At 69.8% G+C, this 15,498-nt stretch carries 15 protein-coding genes; 10 read left to right on the plus strand and 5 right to left on the minus strand.

Going from position 1 to position 15,498, the window contains the following annotated elements; genetic code table 11:
• The coding region (locus BGO22_RS07880; RefSeq protein ID WP_286849938.1) for an amidohydrolase family protein at positions 1–563 on the plus strand (563 nt) is incomplete at its 5' end.
• A complete protein-coding gene (locus BGO22_RS07885; RefSeq protein WP_070398702.1) occupies positions 560–2,407 on the plus strand; it encodes an AMP-binding protein in 1,848 nt (615 codons plus the stop codon). The genes BGO22_RS07880 and BGO22_RS07885, both read left to right, overlap by 4 nt.
• Positions 2,408–2,425: 18 nt before the next feature.
• Here the strand turns inward: BGO22_RS07885 and BGO22_RS07890 are convergent, their stop codons facing one another.
• Positions 2,426–3,016, minus strand: a complete 591-nt coding sequence (locus tag BGO22_RS07890; protein WP_070398701.1) for a 2-hydroxychromene-2-carboxylate isomerase — start codon at positions 3,014–3,016, stop codon at positions 2,426–2,428.
• A gap of 189 nt (positions 3,017–3,205) precedes the next feature.
• On the opposite strand from BGO22_RS07890, the gene BGO22_RS07895 reads away from it, so the two are divergent.
• A complete protein-coding gene (locus tag BGO22_RS07895; RefSeq protein WP_070398700.1) occupies positions 3,206–4,246 on the plus strand; it encodes a TRAP transporter substrate-binding protein in 1,041 nt (346 codons plus the stop codon).
• A gap of 51 nt (positions 4,247–4,297) precedes the next feature.
• Here BGO22_RS07895 and BGO22_RS07900 read toward each other — a convergent pair whose 3' ends face one another.
• Positions 4,298–5,419, minus strand: coding sequence for a 5-methyltetrahydropteroyltriglutamate--homocysteine S-methyltransferase (locus tag BGO22_RS07900; RefSeq protein ID WP_070398699.1), 1,122 nt, complete (start codon positions 5,417–5,419; stop codon positions 4,298–4,300).
• A gap of 161 nt (positions 5,420–5,580) precedes the next feature.
• Between BGO22_RS07900 and BGO22_RS07905 the strand changes: the two genes are divergently transcribed.
• From BGO22_RS07905 to BGO22_RS07935, 7 genes are all read left to right on the plus strand, one after another.
• Complete coding sequence (locus BGO22_RS07905; protein WP_070398698.1) at positions 5,581–6,672, plus strand: aromatic ring-hydroxylating dioxygenase subunit alpha; 1,092 nt, start codon at positions 5,581–5,583, stop codon at positions 6,670–6,672.
• Between the two features lie 4 nt (positions 6,673–6,676).
• The gene (locus BGO22_RS07910; RefSeq protein ID WP_070398697.1) at positions 6,677–7,441 is read left to right on the plus strand and encodes a GntR family transcriptional regulator; all 765 of its coding nucleotides are present in this window, start codon (positions 6,677–6,679) and stop codon (positions 7,439–7,441) included.
• A gap of 5 nt (positions 7,442–7,446) precedes the next feature.
• On the plus strand, positions 7,447–8,439 hold the full coding sequence (locus BGO22_RS07915) for a PDR/VanB family oxidoreductase (RefSeq protein ID WP_070398696.1): 993 nt from the start codon (positions 7,447–7,449) through the stop codon (positions 8,437–8,439).
• 178 nt (positions 8,440–8,617) lie between these two features.
• Complete coding sequence (locus BGO22_RS07920) at positions 8,618–9,652, plus strand: TRAP transporter substrate-binding protein (protein ID WP_070398695.1); 1,035 nt, start codon at positions 8,618–8,620, stop codon at positions 9,650–9,652.
• A gap of 115 nt (positions 9,653–9,767) precedes the next feature.
• Positions 9,768–10,286, plus strand: coding sequence for a TRAP transporter small permease (locus BGO22_RS07925; protein ID WP_070398694.1), 519 nt, complete (start codon positions 9,768–9,770; stop codon positions 10,284–10,286).
• A complete protein-coding gene (locus BGO22_RS07930; RefSeq protein WP_070398693.1) occupies positions 10,286–11,596 on the plus strand; it encodes a TRAP transporter large permease in 1,311 nt (436 codons plus the stop codon). The genes BGO22_RS07925 and BGO22_RS07930 overlap by 1 nt, the downstream gene beginning before the upstream one ends.
• Before the next feature lie 11 nt (positions 11,597–11,607).
• A complete protein-coding gene (locus tag BGO22_RS07935) occupies positions 11,608–12,570 on the plus strand; it encodes a Bug family tripartite tricarboxylate transporter substrate binding protein (RefSeq protein WP_070398758.1) in 963 nt (320 codons plus the stop codon).
• Positions 12,571–12,573: 3 nt separating this feature from the next.
• Here the strand turns inward: BGO22_RS07935 and BGO22_RS07940 are convergent, their stop codons facing one another.
• The 3 genes from BGO22_RS07940 to BGO22_RS07950 all read right to left on the minus strand — a co-directional run.
• Positions 12,574–14,469: a hypothetical protein gene (locus BGO22_RS07940; RefSeq protein WP_070398692.1), complete on the minus strand. Its 1,896-nt coding sequence runs from the start codon at positions 14,467–14,469 to the stop codon at positions 12,574–12,576.
• Positions 14,470–14,480: 11 nt separating this feature from the next.
• Positions 14,481–14,954: a CesT family type III secretion system chaperone gene (locus BGO22_RS07945; RefSeq protein ID WP_070398691.1), complete on the minus strand. Its 474-nt coding sequence runs from the start codon at positions 14,952–14,954 to the stop codon at positions 14,481–14,483.
• 165 nt (positions 14,955–15,119) lie between these two features.
• A partial coding sequence (locus tag BGO22_RS07950) for a response regulator (protein ID WP_286849950.1) occupies positions 15,120–15,498 on the minus strand: 379 nt, incomplete at its 5' end.

Here is a 15,498-nt window from a genome sequence, read left to right on the forward strand (position 1 = left end):
ACAAGGGCAAGATGGGCGCGCGCGAGGCCGAGCGCCTCATCAAGGAGGAAGGCGTCAAGGGCTTCAAGTTCCACCCCACGGTGCAGGGCTACCACCCCTACGACAGGATGGCCTGGCCCATCTACGAGGTGATCAACGCCCACAAGCTGCCGGCCATCTTCCACACCGGGCACAGCGGCATCGGCAGCGGCATGCGCTGCGGCGGCGGCCTGCGGCTGGAGTACAGCAACCCCATGCACCTGGACGACGTCGCCATCGACTTCCCCGACATGCAGATCGTGATGGCCCACCCCAGCTTCCCCTGGCAGGACGAGGCCCTGTCCGTGGCCACGCACAAGCCCAACGTCTGGATCGACCTGAGCGGCTGGAGCCCCAAGTACTTCCCCAAGCAGCTGGTGCAGTACGCCAACACCCTGCTCAAGGACCGCGTGCTCTTCGGCAGCGACTACCCGCTGATCACGCCCGAGCGCTGGATGAAGGACTTCGAGGCCGCCGGCTTCAAGCCCGAGGTCATGCCCGGCATCCTGAAGGGCAACGCCGTGCGCCTGCTGGGGCTGGCATGAAGGCCTTCACCTCGCTCGCCGACATCGAGGCGCTGGAGCGCCGCCCGCAGGCCGAGGTGGCGCCGCTGCGCACGCCCTATGGGCTGATCCGCGCCGCCGCCGAGCGCTTCCCCGAGCGCGAGGCCTTCACCTTCCTGCCCGACGCCGACCTGGCGCGCGCGCCGCGCCGCGTGAGCTACCGCGAGCTGCTGGCCATGGTGCACCGCGCGGCCAATGCGTTTCGCGCATTGGGCGTGGGCCCCGAGGACAGCGTGGCCCTGCTTGCGCCCAACACGCCCGAGGCGCACGCCGTGCTGTGGGGCGCGCAGCTGGCGGGCCGCGTGTGCCCCATCAATACGCTGCTGCAGCCGGACCACATCGCCTCGCTCATGCAGGCCGCGAACGCCAAGGCGCTGGTGGCCCTGGGGCCCAACGCCGAGCTCGCGGTCTGGCCCACGGCGCTGAAGGCGCAGGCGCTGCACCCCTGCGCGCTGGTGCCGATCGCGGTCGACGAGGCCGTGCCCGGCCTGGCCTCGCTGCAGGCGCTGATGGCCGCGCAGCCCGACACGCTCAGCTTCGAGCCCGACCTGAACCCGGACCGGGTGGTCGCGCTGTTCCACACCGGCGGCACCACCGGCGCGCCCAAGCTGGCGCAGCACACCGCCGGCAACGAAGCGCACACCGCCTGGTTCGCGCACGCCTTCTACGGCTGCGACGAACACAGCGTCGAGGTGAACGGCTTCCCGCTGTTCCATGTGGCCGGCGCCTTCGTCTACGGCCTGGCGCTGCTGGCCATCGGCGCGCGCCAGGTGCTGCCCACGCTCAGCGGCATGCGCAACGCCGGCTTCGTGCAACGCTACTGGCGCTTCTGCGAACGCGAGGGCGTGACGCACCTGGCCTGCGTGCCCACGGTGCTGGCCAGCCTGCTGGGCGTGCCCGTCGACGCTGACATCTCGCGCGTGCGCGCGGCCTACACGGGTGGCTCGCCGCTGCCCAGCGAGCTCGCGCAGCGTTTCGAGGCCACCACCGGCATCGCGGTGCGCAACATCCTGGGCATGACGGAGTGCGCGGGACTGGTCAGCATCGAGCCCCTGCTGGCGCCGCGGACGGCCGGCTCGGCGGGCTGGCGCCTGCCCTTCACCGAGGTGCACGCCGTGCCCTGGCGCGACGGCGAGGCCCGGCTGGACGAGCGCTGCGCGCCCGGCGAAACCGGCGTGGTGGTGCTGCGCGGGCCGCACATGAGCCCGGGCTACCTCGACGCGACGCGCAACGCCGGCCTGTTTCAGCACGGCTGGATCGTCTCGGGCGACCTCGGCCACCTCGACGCCGAGGGCCGCGTGCACCTCACCGGCCGCGCCAAGGACGTGATCATCCGCGGCTCGCACAACATCGACCCCGGTCTGGTGGAAGACGCCTTCCTCACCCACCCGGCCGTGGCGCAGTGCGCCGTGGTGGCCGAGCCCGACGCCTACGCGGGCGAGGTGCCCGCGGCCTTCGTGGTCTTGCGCGAGGGCGCCAGTGCCGACGCCGAGACCCTGCTGCGCGAGGTGGCGCCGCGGGTGTACGAGCGCCCCGCCGTGCCCAAGCGGGTGGTGGTCGTGCAGACGCTGCCGCTCACCGCCATCGGCAAGGTGTTCAAGCCCGCGCTGCGGCTGCGGGCGATCGAGCTCAAGCTGGCCGATCTGGCGCGCGAGCTGGCGCCCGACCGGGTGGTGGCGGTGAGCGCGGTGGACGAGGGCGGGCGCCAGCGCGCCACGGTGCGCTTCGCCGGCGCGGCCGACGAGGCGCTCGCCGATGGCTTGCGGGCCGCGCTGGCGGCGATCGCGGTGCCGACGGCGGTGGAGTTCAGCGGGGCGGAGGGCTGAGCCGCCCCACCAGCCGCCTCACCAGCCGCCGCGCTCCAGCCAGCGCTCCAGCTGCTCCAGCTTGTCCACGCCCCAGAAGGGTTCACCGTCCACCACCACCGTGGGCGAGCCGAACACGCCTTGCGCCAGCGAGGCATCGACCTCGGCGCGCAGCAGCGCGGCCGCTTCCTCGCCGGCGGCCGCGCGCGCCAGGGCCTCGCCCAGCACGGGCGCCAGCGCGTCGGGCGTGGACAGGTCCAGTCCCTGGCCCCAGTAGGCGCCGTAGACCGCGTGCACCACCTCGCTGGCGCGTTCGGGCGCGTGGCGATTGGTCCAGGCCAGGGCGCGAGCGCAGGCCAGGGGGTTCATCACCGCGTCGCGCGGCTGGCGCTTCAGGGGCACGCCGCGCTCGCGCGCGTAGCGGCGCACGTCGCGCTCCACGTAGTCGCCCTTGAGCGGCGTGTCCATCAGGGGCTTCAAGCCCATCACCTTCATCACCGCCACACCCAGCAGCATGGGGTGCCAGGCGACCGTGCGGCCATGCCGGGCGGCGATGGCCTCCAGCCGCAGCGAGGCGAAGTAGCCGTAGGGGGAGATGAAGTCGAGGTGGCAGTGCAGGGGGGTGGGCATGGGGGCGGGAGGCGGCATCGAGGCAATGGTTTCATACCATAACGGCATATCAGCCAGTCCCGAAACCGGCTTGTGCAGCCCCACCGGCGCCTGCACAGTGGTGGCCTTGTGTCTGACGTGGCACATGCCTTCGGCGCGCCCTTGGTGGGCGCCGCCCGTCGTGTCTTTTCATTCAGCCAGGTTCTTCCCATGACCCTTCTCCGTCGCCGCAGCGCGATCGTGGCCGCCGCCGCATTGGGCGCCACCTCGATCGCCGGCAAGGCCTTCGCCCAGCAGACCGTGACCCTGCGCCTGCACCAGTTCCTACCCCCGCAGGCCACCATTCCGGCCCGCGCCATCGTGCCTTGGGCCAAGAAGCTCGAGGCCGAATCGGGTGGCCGCATCAAGGTGCAGCTGTTCCACTCGATGTCCATGGGCGGCTCGCCGCCGCAGCTGTTCGACCAGGCGCGCGACGGCGTCGCCGACATCGTCTGGACCGTGCTCGGCTACACCCCGGGCCGCTTCAACAAGGCCGAGGTGTTCGAGCTGCCCTTCATGAGTGGCAAGGCCGAGCCGGCCTCGCGCGCCTTCCACGAGTACGTGCAGAAGCACGCCGCCGACGAGTTCCGCCAGGTGCACCTGCTGGCCGCGCACACGCACGGCCCGGGCCTGTTCCACAGCAAGTCGGCCATCACCGGCCTGGACAGCCTGCGTGGCCTGAAGGTGCGCGGCGGCTCGCGCATCATCAACAACATGCTCACCAAGCTGGGCGCCGCCCCGGTGGGCATGCCGGTGCCGGCCGTGACGGAGGCGCTGTCGAAGTCGGTGATCGACGCCACCACCATTCCCTGGGAGGTGACGCCCTCGCTGAAGATCGCCGAGCTGGTGAAGCACCACACCTCGTTCTCGGGCCCCACGGGGCTGTTCACCCAGACCTTCGCGCTGGTGATGAACCGCGGCAGCTACCAGAAGCTGCCGGCCGATCTGAAGGCCATCATCGACAAGCACTCGGGCGTCGAGACGGCGGCCCTGTTCGGCCGCGCCATGGACGACGGTGACCAGGACGGCCTGGCGGTGGCGCAGAAGGCCGGCAACAGCATCGTCACCCTGGACGCCGCCGAAACCCAGCGTTGGAAAACCACCGCCGCCGCGGTGGAGGCCGACTGGGTGAAGGAGATGCAGGGCAAGAAGCTCGATGGCGCCCAGCTGGTCGCCGAGGCGCGCGCGCTGATCGCCAAGCACAGCAAGTAGGCGGGCCAGCCCCGCGCGAACACAGGGCGGCCGCGGGCCGCCCTGTGTGTTTCAGCCCCAGACCTCGCGCGCCGTCTCCACCACCAGCGCCAGCTTCTTGCGCTGGTCTTCCACGGCGATGTTGTTGCCGTGCACCGTGCTGGAGAAGCCGCACTGCGGCGACAGGCAGAGCTGCTCCAGCGGGGCATATTTCGCGGCTTCGGCGATGCGGCGCTTCAACTCGTCTTTGCTTTCCAGCTGGCCGAACTTGGTGGTCACCAGGCCCAGCACCACGGTCTTGCCGGGCTTGAGGTAGCGCAGCGGGCGGAAGTCGCCCGAGCGGTCGTCGTCGTACTCCATGAAGTAGGCGTCGAGGTTCATCTCGGTGAGCAGGGCCTCGGCCACGGGCTCGTAGTTGCCGGCGGCCGCGTGCGTGCTCTTGAAGTTGCCGCGGCACAGGTGCATGGCCAGGGTCATGCCCTTGGGCTTCTTCGCCACCACCTTGTTGATGAAGGCGGCGTAGCGGTGCGGCAGCTCGTTCGGGTCATCGCCGCGCTGTCGCGCGGCCTCGCGCATCTTCTCGTCGCACAGGTAGGCCATGTTGGTGTCGTCCATCTGCACGTAGGTGCAGCCGGCGTCGGCCAGGCTTTGCAGCTCGTCCGCGTAGGCCTGGGCCACGTCGTCGTAGAACACCGGGTCCAGCTCGGGGTAGGCGTCCTTGCTGATGCCGGCGCGCCCGCCGCGAAAGTGCAGCATGGTGGGGGAGGGGATGGTCACCTTGGGCATGAGGCCCGGCAGGCCCAGGGCCTTGACCTGCGCCTGCAGGTACTGGAAGTCGGCGAGCTGGATGTTCTTGGCGTGGCGCACCTTGTCGATCACGCGGATCACCGGCGGCGCCAGTTCCTCGCTGCCGTCGGGCTTGCGGATGGTGACGGGGATGTCGGTCTTCACGCCGCCCAGCTGCTCCAGGAAGTCGATGTGGAAGTAGGTGCGGCGGAACTCGCCGTCGGTGATGGACTGCAGGCCCACGTCGGCCTGGAACTTCACGATCTCGGTGATCGCGCGGTCTTCCACCGCGCGCAGCTGGGCCGCCGTGATCTCGCCCTTGGCCTTCTGTTCGCGCGCCTGCAGCAGGTAGGCCGGACGCAGAAAGCTGCCGACGTGGTCGGCGCGGAAGGGGGGATTCAGGCTCATGGGGTCTCCTCGGGGTTGCGGAAATGGACGGCGCCGACGGTAGCCCAAGCCCCGGTGGTCGGCAATATCGGTGTTTTCAATGGATACATAAAAGCGAAAATCAGATCTCTTTAGAAGGATTTTATGGAAAAAACGGCAATTCATGTATACATTGCGTATCCATGAATACCGATCCAGCCCATTTCCCGCTCAACGCCTGGTACGCGGCCGCCTACGACGTGGAGGTGGGACGGGCCCTGTTCCCCCGCACCGTCTGCCAACAGAAACTGGTGCTCTACCGCCAGACCGATGGCCGCGTGGCCGCCCTGGAGGACGCCTGCTGGCACCGGCTGCTGCCGCTGTCCATGGGCCGGCTGGAGGGCGACGAGGTGGTCTGCGGCTACCACGGCCTGGTGTTCAACGCCGAGGGGCGCTGCACCCACATGCCCAGCCAGGAAACCCTCAACCCCTCGGCCTGCGTGCGCCGCTTCCCGGTGGCGGAGCGGCACCGCTTCATCTGGGTCTGGCCGGGCGATCCGGCGCTGGCCGACGAATCGCTGATCCCCGACCTGCACTGGAACCACGACCCGGCCTGGGCGGGCGACGGCAAGATGATCCGCGTGAAGTGCGACTACCGCCTGGTCATCGACAACCTGATGGACCTGACGCACGAAACCTTCGTGCACGGCAGCAGCATCGGCAACCGCGCCGTGGCCGAGGCGCCCTTCGTGGCCACGCACGGCGATCGCACTGCCACCGTCACGCGCTGGATGGAGAACATCGAGGCGCCGCCGTTCTGGGCCGGGCAGCTGCGGCAGGCGCGCGGCCACCAAGGCCCGGTGGACCGCTGGCAGATCATCCGCTTCGAGGCGCCGTGCACCGTGGCCATCGACGTGGGCGTGGCGCCCACCGGCACCGGCGCGCCGCAGGGGGACCGCAGCCAGGGCGTCAACGGCATGGTGCTCAACACCATCACGCCCGAGACCGGCAACAGCTGCCTCTACTTCTGGGCCTTCGCGCGCAACTACTGCCTCGACGAGCAGCGCCTGACGCACCAGCTGCGCGAGGGCGTGGCCGGCATCTTCCGCGAGGACGAACTGGTGCTCGAAGCGCAGCAGAAGGCGATCGAGGAGCACCCCGACCACAAGTTCTACAACCTCAACATCGACGCCGGCGCCATGTGGGCGCGGCGCCTGATCGACAAGATGGTGGACGCCGAGCGCGGCACGCCCGGCGCGGGCTCCAGCGTCATTCCCATCCGCCGCGCGGGCTGATCCCATGGCCACCAGCACCTCCAACCCCATGCCCGACACCGCGCCCGAAAGCGCGCAGGTGCGCACGCTGCTGCAGCTGCGCGAACTCATCCTCTCGGGCGAGCTGCCCGGCGGCTCGCGCATCGCCGAGCTCGCCATCGTCGAGCGCCTGGGCGTGTCGCGCACGCCGGTGCGCGCCGCGCTGCTGCGCCTGGAGCAGGAGGGCCTGCTGCGCGCGCTGCCCGGCGGTGGCCACGTGGTGCAGACCTTCACCGAGCGCGACATCGCCGACGCGATCGAACTGCGCGGCACGCTCGAAGGCCTGCTGGCGCGCCTGGCGGCCGAGCGTGGCGCACCGGCCGCCGTGCTGACCGAGGCGCGCGGCGTGCTGGAGCGCATCGACGCCGTGCTGGCCGCGCCGGCGCTGGACGCCGAGGCCTTCTCCGAGTACGTGGCGCTCAACAGCCGCCTGCACGAGCTGCTGGCCGAAATGGCCGACAGCCCCACGGTGGAGCGCCAGCTGGAGCGCGTGTGCGCGCTGCCGTTTGCCTCGCCCTCGGGCTTCGTGCTGGCCGAGGCCGGCTCGCCAGCGGCGCGCGACATGCTGGTGGTGGCGCAGGACCAGCACCGCCAGGTGCTGGACGCCATCGAGCGCCGCGAGGGGGCGCGCGCCGAGGCCATTCTGCGCGAGCACTCGCGCCTGGCCCAGCGCAACCTGCGCGCCGTGCTCGCGGGCCTCAGCAACAGCCCGACCCACGCGCCCGCGCTCAAACTCATCCGCCGCCGCTGACCCTCATGAAAAGCAACCCGATCTGGCAGACCGCGCGCGTGGCCGCGCTGCGCGACCTCACCCCCAGCGTGCGCGAGTTCGTGCTGCAGCCGCTCGACGGCGAGGCCATCGCCTGGCCGCCCGGCGCGCACCTGCAGGTGCGCCTGCGCGTGGCCGGGCGCGAGCAGACCCGCTCGTACTCGCTGGTGGGCCAGCCGGTCGACACGCCCGGCGGCTATCGCATCGCGGTCAAGCGGCTGGACGACGGGCGGGGCGGCTCGCGGGCGATGTGGTCGCTGGCCGAGGGCGACGCGCTGAGCCTGAGCGCGCCGCAGAACCACTTCCCGCTGGACCTCGACGCGCCGGCCAGCCTGCTGGTGGCGGGTGGCATCGGCATCACGCCCATGGTGGCCATGGCCCAGGCCCTGGCGCGACGCGGCCGCGCGGTGCGCCTGCTGTACGCCGCGCGCCACGCTGGCGAACTGGCTTACGCCGAGCGCCTGCGCGACATCCTGGGCGACCAACTGGTGACGGCGGTGTCGGGGCAGGGGCAGCGGCTGGACCTGGCGGGCGAGCTGGCGGCCCTGCCGCCTGGCGCGCCGTGCTACGTCTGCGGCCCCAGCGGCCTGCTGGCGTCGCTGCGTTCGCTCTGGGCCGAGGCGGGACGCCCCGCGAGCGGCCTGCGCTTCGAAACCTTCGGCAGCGGCGGCCAGCGGCCCAGCCAGGCCTTCTCGCTGGCCGTGCCCCGCCATGGGGCATCGCTCACCGTGTCGGCCGACGAGTCCCTGCTCGACGCCCTGGAGGCCGCCGGCATCGAGGTGATGAGCGACTGCCGGCGCGGCGAATGCGGCCTGTGCGCGATGGACGTGCTGGCCGTGGACGGCGAGATCGACCACCGCGACGTCTTCCTCAGCGAGCACGAGAAGCAGGGCAACCGGCGGATCTGCGCCTGTGTCTCGCGCGTGGTCGGGCGCATCACCCTGGACAGCGCCTGGCGCCCCGACGCGGCGCCCCACTGATAAACCCTGAGAGGGTTCCTACTGGTTTCATAACATAACGGCATAGCTGAAAGTCCTTCACCGGACTGGCTGCTGTGCCAAGCCGCATGCACAGTGTGGGTGTTCAGTTCCCCCCATCGCCCGTGCCAATGAGCACCCCCATCTGAGAGGGCCGGGCGCAACCCGAACGGAGACAAGGATGAAACCGATGAAGCGACGCGCCGCGCTGGCGCTGCTGGGTGCCTCGGCCACGCTGGCGCTGCCCGCCCTGGCGCAGCAGACGGTCACGCTGCGCCTGCACCAGATGCTGCCGCCGCAGGCCACCATTCCGGCGCGCGCCCTCACGCCCTGGGCGCAGAAGGTGGAAGCCGAGTCGGGCGGACGCATCAAGGTCCAGCTGTTCCACGCCATGCAGCTCGGCGGCGCGCCGCCGCAGCTCTACGACCAGGCCAAGGACGGCGTGGTCGACCTGACCTGGACGGTGCTGGGCTACACGCCCGGGCGCTTTCCCAAGACCGAGGTGTTCGAGCTGCCCTTCATGAGCGGCAGCGCGGAATCGTCCTCGCGGGCGCTGCAGGAGTACGTCGAGAAGTTCGCGCCCGAGGAGTTCAAGGACGTCAAGCTCATCGCCGTCCACACGCATGGCCCGGGCCTGTTCCACACCAAGACGCCCGTCACCGGCCTGGAGAGCCTGCGTGGCATGAAGATCCGCGGCGGCTCGCGCATCATCAACAACATGCTCACCAAGCTGGGCGCCACGCCCGTGGGCATGCCGGTGCCGGCGGTGACGGAGGCGCTGTCCAAGGGCGTGATCGACGGCACCACCATTCCCTGGGAGGTGACGCCCTCGCTGAAGGTGACCGAGCTGGTGAAGAACCACACCACCTTCGCTGGCAAGGAGGGCCTGTACACCCAGACCTTCGCCTTCTCCATGAACAAGGCCGCCTACGACAAGCTGCCCGCCGACCTGAAGGCCGTGATCGACAAGAACTCGGGCATCGAGACCGCCGCCATGTTCGGCCGCGCGATGGACGAGGGCGACAAGGCCGGCCGCGACATCGCCGTCAAGGCCGGCAACAACATCGTCGCGCTGGACGTGCAGGAGACGCAGCGCTGGCGGCGCACCGCCGCCTCGGTGGAGACCGACTGGGTCAATGAAATGAAGGGCAAGAACATCGACGGCGCCAAGCTGGCCGCGGAGGCCAGGGCGCTGATCGCCAAGTACAGCAAGTGATCCATCCCTTTGGGATCAACGGCCGTCCTCGCCAGAGGGCGGCCTTTTTGTTGAGGGGGCGTGCGGCCGATGTTGGACAATCGCGCCTCTCAGTCTTTCGTAGAAAGCCATTCGCATGATTGCATTCGTCTACCGGCTGTCCCAATGGGCGGCCATCATCGGCGGCTTGGCGCTGGTCGCGCTGACGCTGATGATCGTGGCCAGCGTGAGCGGCCGCGCCATGCTCGGGCTCGGCCTGGGCCCCGTTCCCGGCGACTTCGAACTCGTTGAAGTCGGCACCGCCATCGCGGTGTTCTTTTTCCTGCCCTGGACCTACCTCAAGGGCGGCCACGCCACGGTGGACCTGCTGTACATGCACCTGCCCGCCTGGGCCCAGAAGGCCATCGTGCTGGTGTGCGACCTCGTGATGCTGGTCGTGTGGTTCGTGCTCACCTGGAAGCTCTACGAAGGCATGATCGAAAAGAAGGACTACTTCGAGACCACCTTCATCCTGCAAATGCCGATCTGGTGGGCCTACGCGGCCTGCCTGGTGGGCGCGCTGGTTGGCTGCCTGGCCTACCTCGCCAAGACGGCGACCATGCTCGGCCTGGGCAAAGAGCCCGAAGGCTGGACCACCGAAGCGGGAGCGCATTGATGTCTGGCGTCGAACTCGCGGCCTGGTCCTTCCCGATCCTGCTGCTGCTCATCTTCGTGCGTGTGCCCATCGGGCTGGCGATGCTGGTCTGCGGCATGGCGGGGGCCTGGATGATCTACGGCACCGCTGATCCCATCCTGAACCAGCTCAAGCAGCTGACCTACAGCACCTTCTCCAACTACAACCTGTCGGTGATCCCGCTGTTCCTGCTGATGGGGCAGTTCGCGGCGCTGGGGGGCCTGTCGCAGGCTCTGTTCAAGGCGGCCGAGGCCTGGATCGGCCACCGCAAGGGCGGCGTGGCGATGGCCGCCGTCGGCGCCTGCGCCGGCTTCGGCGCCATCTGCGGCTCCTCGTTGGCGACCGCGGCCACCATGGGCCAGGTGGCGCTGCCCGAGCTCAAGCGCGCGGGCTACGCCGGCGGCATTTCCACCGCCACGCTGGCGGCGGGTGGCACGCTGGGCATTCTGATCCCGCCTTCGGTGGTGCTGGTGATCTACGCCATCCTGACCGAGCAGAACATCGCCAAGCTGTTCCTGGCCGCCTTCGTGCCCGGCGTGCTGGCCGCCATCGGCTATGTCATCGTCATTGCCATCTACGCGCGCCTCAAGCCCGAGGAAGTGGGCTCCATGGCGCCGGTGCCCATGGCCCAGCGCTGGAAGGCCACCGTGAAGGTCTGGCCCGTGCTCACCATCTTCCTGGTGGTGGTCGGCGGTATCTACCTGGGTTACTTCACGCCCACCGAGGGGGCGGCCGTGGGCGCCTTTGGCACCGGCCTCGCGGCCTGGGCGGCGGGCGGGCTGAACCGCAAGACGCTGGTCGCGGCGGTCCTGGGCACGGCCGTGGCCACCGGCATGATCTTCATGATCGTGCTCGGCGCGGGGGTCTACAACACCTTCCTGGCCCTGTCGCAACTGCCGCAGGAGGCCGCCTCGCTGGTGTCGGGCTCGGGCCTCAGTCCCATGGTGGTGCTGGTCGCGATCCTGGTCATCTACGTGATCCTGGGCTGCTTCATGGATTCCCTGTCCATGATCCTGCTGACCATTCCGGTGTTCTTCCCCGTGGTGACGGCGCTGGACTTCGGCATGCCGCCGGAGCACTTCGCCATCTGGTTCGGCATCCTGGTGCTGATCGTGGTGGAGGTGGGCCTGATCACGCCGCCGGTGGGCATGAACCTCTTCGTCATCAACAGCATGGCCAAGGACGTGCCCATTCTGGCGACCTACAAGGGCGTGTTGCCCTTCGTGCTCAGCGATTTCATCCGCACGGCGATCCTGGTGGCGTTCCCGGTGATCGTCACCTTCGTCCTGTAGTGGTGGCGGGCATGCGTCGCCGCCGCTTGATGGCCCTGGCCGCTGCGGCGCTGCCGCTGGCGGCCGTCAGGGCGCAGTCGTTTCCGTCGAAGAACCTGCGCCTGGTCGTGCCCTTCGCGGCCGGCGGCGTGGGGGACCTGACGGCGCGCATCGTCGCCGGGCGGCTGGCCGAGGGCCTGGGCCGTTCCGTGGTGATCGAGAACCGCCCCGGCGCCGGCGGCGTGGTGGCCGCGGAGACGGTGGCGCGCGCGGAGCCCGACGGCCACACGCTGTTCCTCATGTCCAACGGCACGGCGGTCACCGCCGGCCTGTTCAAGTCGCTGCCTTTCGACACCGTCAAGGACTTCGCGCCGGTCTCCACGCTGGGCTTTTTCGACATCGCCGTCGTGGCCCATCCCGACGCGCCGTTCAAGGGCCTGCCCGAGTTGCTGGCCTACGCGAAGGCGAACCCCGGCAAGCTCAACATCGGCAGCATCAACATCGGCAGCACGCAGCACCTGGCGGCCGAGCTGTTCAAGAGCAGCGCCGGCATCGACGCGCAGACCGTGCCGTTCAACGGCACGCCCAACCTCATCGGCGCCCTGCGCGGGCGGCAGGTGGACGTGGGCGTGGAAATCCTCGCGCCGGTGCTCGCGCAGATCCGCGGCGGCGCGCTCAAGGCCCTGGCCGTGGCGGGCGAGAAGCGCTCGCCCGTGCTGCCCGAGGTGCCCACCGCGGTGGAGTCGGGCGTGGCGGGTTTCGTGGCCTCGTCGTGGAACGCCATCGCCGCGCCGGCGAAGACGCCACGCCCCGTCATCGAACGGCTGCAGCGCGAGATCGCCGCGGCCGTGGCCGACGCCGAGGTGCAGAAGAAGCTGCGCGAGCTCAACATCGACCCGCGCTCGTCCACGCCCGAGCAGGCGGCGGCGCTGCTGGTGAACGACATCAAGCGCTGGAGCGCGGTGATCGAGCGCGCGGGCATTCCGAAGCAGTGAGGGCTACTCGTTGGACGGTGCGACGCCCTCGATGAGCCCGTCGATCACCGTCACCGAGCAGGGTGGGTGCGCAGAGGCCTGCGCCGCCACGCTCTGGTCGGCGGTCCCGCCATCGACCACGACGTCGACGAGCGCGGGTGAGGCCCCGTCGTCGGGTGGTGGGGGCCGGTACCCTGGCGGCGGCGGGCCGTCGCTGTCCTCGGTGCCGTCGTCGCTCGCCGATGGCGCGCCGCGCTCGCGGGGGTCCGACGGGCGGCCCATCCATGCCACGGCGGCGTAGAGCAGGTTCAGCAGCAGCTCCGTTGCAGGAATCAGCCCGGCCCGCAGCGAGAAGGCCGCGATGAGGATCCAGCCGGCCCAGCTGGAGTAGAGCTGGGTGTCCTCGGGAACCCCGGCCCCGGCCTGCGTGCCATTGGTGAAGCCCATGTCGCCTGTGTGGGCCCAGGCATCGCTGCCGTTGAGCGGTGCGCCGAAGGGCACCGCTGCCGCGGTGTCCGTGAAGGGCATGGTGCTGGCGAACAGGGTGTACAGGTAGAACATCGAGTACGCCTGGGCGAGCATCGCGAGCATGTTGCCCACCACCTCGCCGGTGGTGCGCAAGCGGATCGCCGCTGGCGAGCGGTTGATGAGCCTGTGCGCTGTCTTGCCCGCGCCTTCGAAGACGATGGCGCCGGTCTTTTCCCGGGCGATCTGATTGCGGCCTTCCGTGGTTTCCAAGAGCGCGCTGCGCCGCTGGTACTTCCGGTGCACCCGCTGCAGCCGCTCGATCGCGGGATCGAGCAGGGGCAGCACCTGGGCCTCGAAGCCCGCCAGCCGCAGGCGCTTTTCTGCCGGGCTCAGGGGACTCTCCAGAATGCTCGCCTCGATGGCGCTGCGGATGTTGACCAGCTCGAACAGCGAGGGCGTGACCGCCAGGCACTTCTTCAGCGCCACGGCTTGTTCCTGCTTCCAGGTCTGGTGCAGGCCCGGCTTGTCGGCGCCGTGCTGGATCCCGGCATTGCCCAGCATGTGCAGGCTCATGGTGGAGATGCCGGCGAGCTGGCCCATGGCGGCCGACGCCAGGAAGTCCGACAGCGCGAACAGCCCGGCCTTCTGGGCAAGGGTGGCGGGCAGTTGCTCGATCCACGCGCGCAGGTGCGGCGCCAGGCTGCCCGAGAACAGGTACACGATCGAATAGCTGAAGAAGGCCAGGTGGAAGTGGCCGTTGCGCAGCCAGCTCCCCAGCAGGGGGTGTTCGCGGAAATCGAAGCACAGTGGCGTGCCCTTGTCCTGCTCGGCCTGGGCCCGGGCGATCACGCCATCCACCAGCTCTTGCAGGGCGGCGGCGATTTCCTGGGTCTGTTCCGCATCGCCCCGCGCCGAGGCCACGTACCACATGCCCAGCAGGGTGACGTAGTTGTCGAAGGCCGCCTTGTCCGGGGCCTGCGGGCCGCCGTAGTTGGCGCCGGGGCCGAAGGCCACGGTCTTGGCCACCGTGGCGTGCAGGAAGGAGGCGATCAGATCGAACCCCGCCGCACCCACGAGGAAAAAAAGGCGCGGATCGCTCTGGGACAGCGAGGGCAGGAAGCCCCACAGCGAGGCCCAGGCCTTGGCCAGCATGAAGGACACGCTGAACCCCAGGCTGCCGGCGCCACAGACGGCCCTGACCTTGTCTCCGGTGGGGACCACCGCCGCGCTGGCGGGGGCGGGCACGGCGGCCACCTGCTCCAGGGCGGTGCTCAGCAGGTGGTGGATGTACGCCTGCGGGTCCTGGCGCCATTGGCGTGTGCGTTTGCGGCTCAGCCCGGTGTAGGCCGCGAAATCCGCGGGTGTCAGGGGGCGTTTGTTGGGGTTGTTGATGGTTCGCTGGTTGTGCTCGGGGCTGAACTTGTGGGGCTTGGCGCTCGTCTTTGGGTGCATGCGGCGCTCCGTCAGGCCAGCGTGGTGCGGGGCCCGTGGGCGCCATCGCGGGGTGCCTGGCCGGCGCTGACCCCCTCCCAGACGAACATGCCCGCCAGCAGGGTGGCTCGCCATTGCTTCACCTGCGCCGCCATGCCGCGCAAGGCCTGGGCCAGCCAAGGGCCGGTCATGTCCTCGCGCAGCGGCACTCCGAGCATCAGCACCACCGCGTCGCTGCCCTCGTCGTAGCCGAAGCGAACGCCAGGCTGGTGCCAGGTGAGCAGTTGAAGGGCCAGCAGCTGCCGGTAGACCTGTGCGGGATCCTCGGCCGTGATGCGGCCAAGTTCCGCGAGCACCAGCATCGAGGCACTGGATTCGTGGTGCGTCACTTCCAGGCTGATGCCATCGATCTCGACGGTCTCCTCCTGGCCCATGCGCTCGGTGTTGTCCAGGCGCAGCTCCCGGCTGGCGTGGCGGCACAGGTCGTCAAAAAAAACGGCGGTCACAAAGGGACTCCTCTTCATCGGGGTTGCACGCGGTTCGCGTGTGGCCCTGTGTCGGGAGCGCACCCATATGGTTCCGAAGGCCGTCGGCCCTATGGCCGATGGTCATCACAATGTCATTGATCTGAAGGCCGCCTCTCTGCGGCTGGCGTGCCAGGCGCGCCGCCGCTAGCCCGCCGCGCGCAGGAACCGCTGCAAGGCCTCGGCGCTCACCGGCTTGTGCAGCAGCGTGAAGCCATGGCGGTTCGCCTGCTCGATGCGCTCGGCCGACATGTCGCCCGTGACCATGCAGACGGGCAGGGGGCCGAGGTGCCGCGCGCGCAGCCCCAGCAGCAGCTCCAGCCCGTCCATGGAGGGGTCGAGCATGTAGTCGCAGATCACCGTGTCGATGCGCATCGGCTGCGCCTCGCACAGGCGCAGGGCCTCGCTGGCGTTGGCCGCGCTGAGCACCTGGTGGCCCCACGACGTGAGCAGGTGCGTGGTGGCGAGCAGCACCTGTTCGTCGTCGTCGATCAGCAGGATGTGCCGGCCGGTGCCCGCGGGCGGC

The organism is Hydrogenophaga sp. 70-12 (genome assembly GCF_001897365.1).
Classification (GTDB): domain Bacteria; phylum Pseudomonadota; class Gammaproteobacteria; order Burkholderiales; family Burkholderiaceae_C; genus Hydrogenophaga; species Hydrogenophaga borbori.

Excerpts from the sequence above, each read along its gene's own strand:
- BGO22_RS07885 (WP_070398702.1), top strand. The coding sequence starts at position 560 with ATGAAGGCCTTCACCTCGCTCGCCGACATCGAGGCGCTGGAGCGCCGC.
- BGO22_RS07890 (WP_070398701.1), bottom strand. The coding sequence starts at position 3,016 with ATGCCCACCCCCCTGCACTGCCACCTCGACTTCATCTCCCCCTACGGC.
- BGO22_RS07895 (WP_070398700.1), top strand. The coding sequence starts at position 3,206 with ATGACCCTTCTCCGTCGCCGCAGCGCGATCGTGGCCGCCGCCGCATTG.
- BGO22_RS07900 (WP_070398699.1), bottom strand. The coding sequence starts at position 5,419 with ATGAGCCTGAATCCCCCCTTCCGCGCCGACCACGTCGGCAGCTTTCTG.
- BGO22_RS07905 (WP_070398698.1), top strand. The coding sequence starts at position 5,581 with ATGAATACCGATCCAGCCCATTTCCCGCTCAACGCCTGGTACGCGGCC.
- BGO22_RS07910 (WP_070398697.1), top strand. The coding sequence starts at position 6,677 with ATGGCCACCAGCACCTCCAACCCCATGCCCGACACCGCGCCCGAAAGC.
- BGO22_RS07915 (WP_070398696.1), top strand. The coding sequence starts at position 7,447 with ATGAAAAGCAACCCGATCTGGCAGACCGCGCGCGTGGCCGCGCTGCGC.
- BGO22_RS07920 (WP_070398695.1), top strand. The coding sequence starts at position 8,618 with ATGAAACCGATGAAGCGACGCGCCGCGCTGGCGCTGCTGGGTGCCTCG.
- BGO22_RS07925 (WP_070398694.1), top strand. The coding sequence starts at position 9,768 with ATGATTGCATTCGTCTACCGGCTGTCCCAATGGGCGGCCATCATCGGC.
- BGO22_RS07930 (WP_070398693.1), top strand. The coding sequence starts at position 10,286 with ATGTCTGGCGTCGAACTCGCGGCCTGGTCCTTCCCGATCCTGCTGCTG.
- BGO22_RS07935 (WP_070398758.1), top strand. The coding sequence starts at position 11,608 with ATGCGTCGCCGCCGCTTGATGGCCCTGGCCGCTGCGGCGCTGCCGCTG.
- BGO22_RS07940 (WP_070398692.1), bottom strand. The coding sequence starts at position 14,469 with ATGCACCCAAAGACGAGCGCCAAGCCCCACAAGTTCAGCCCCGAGCAC.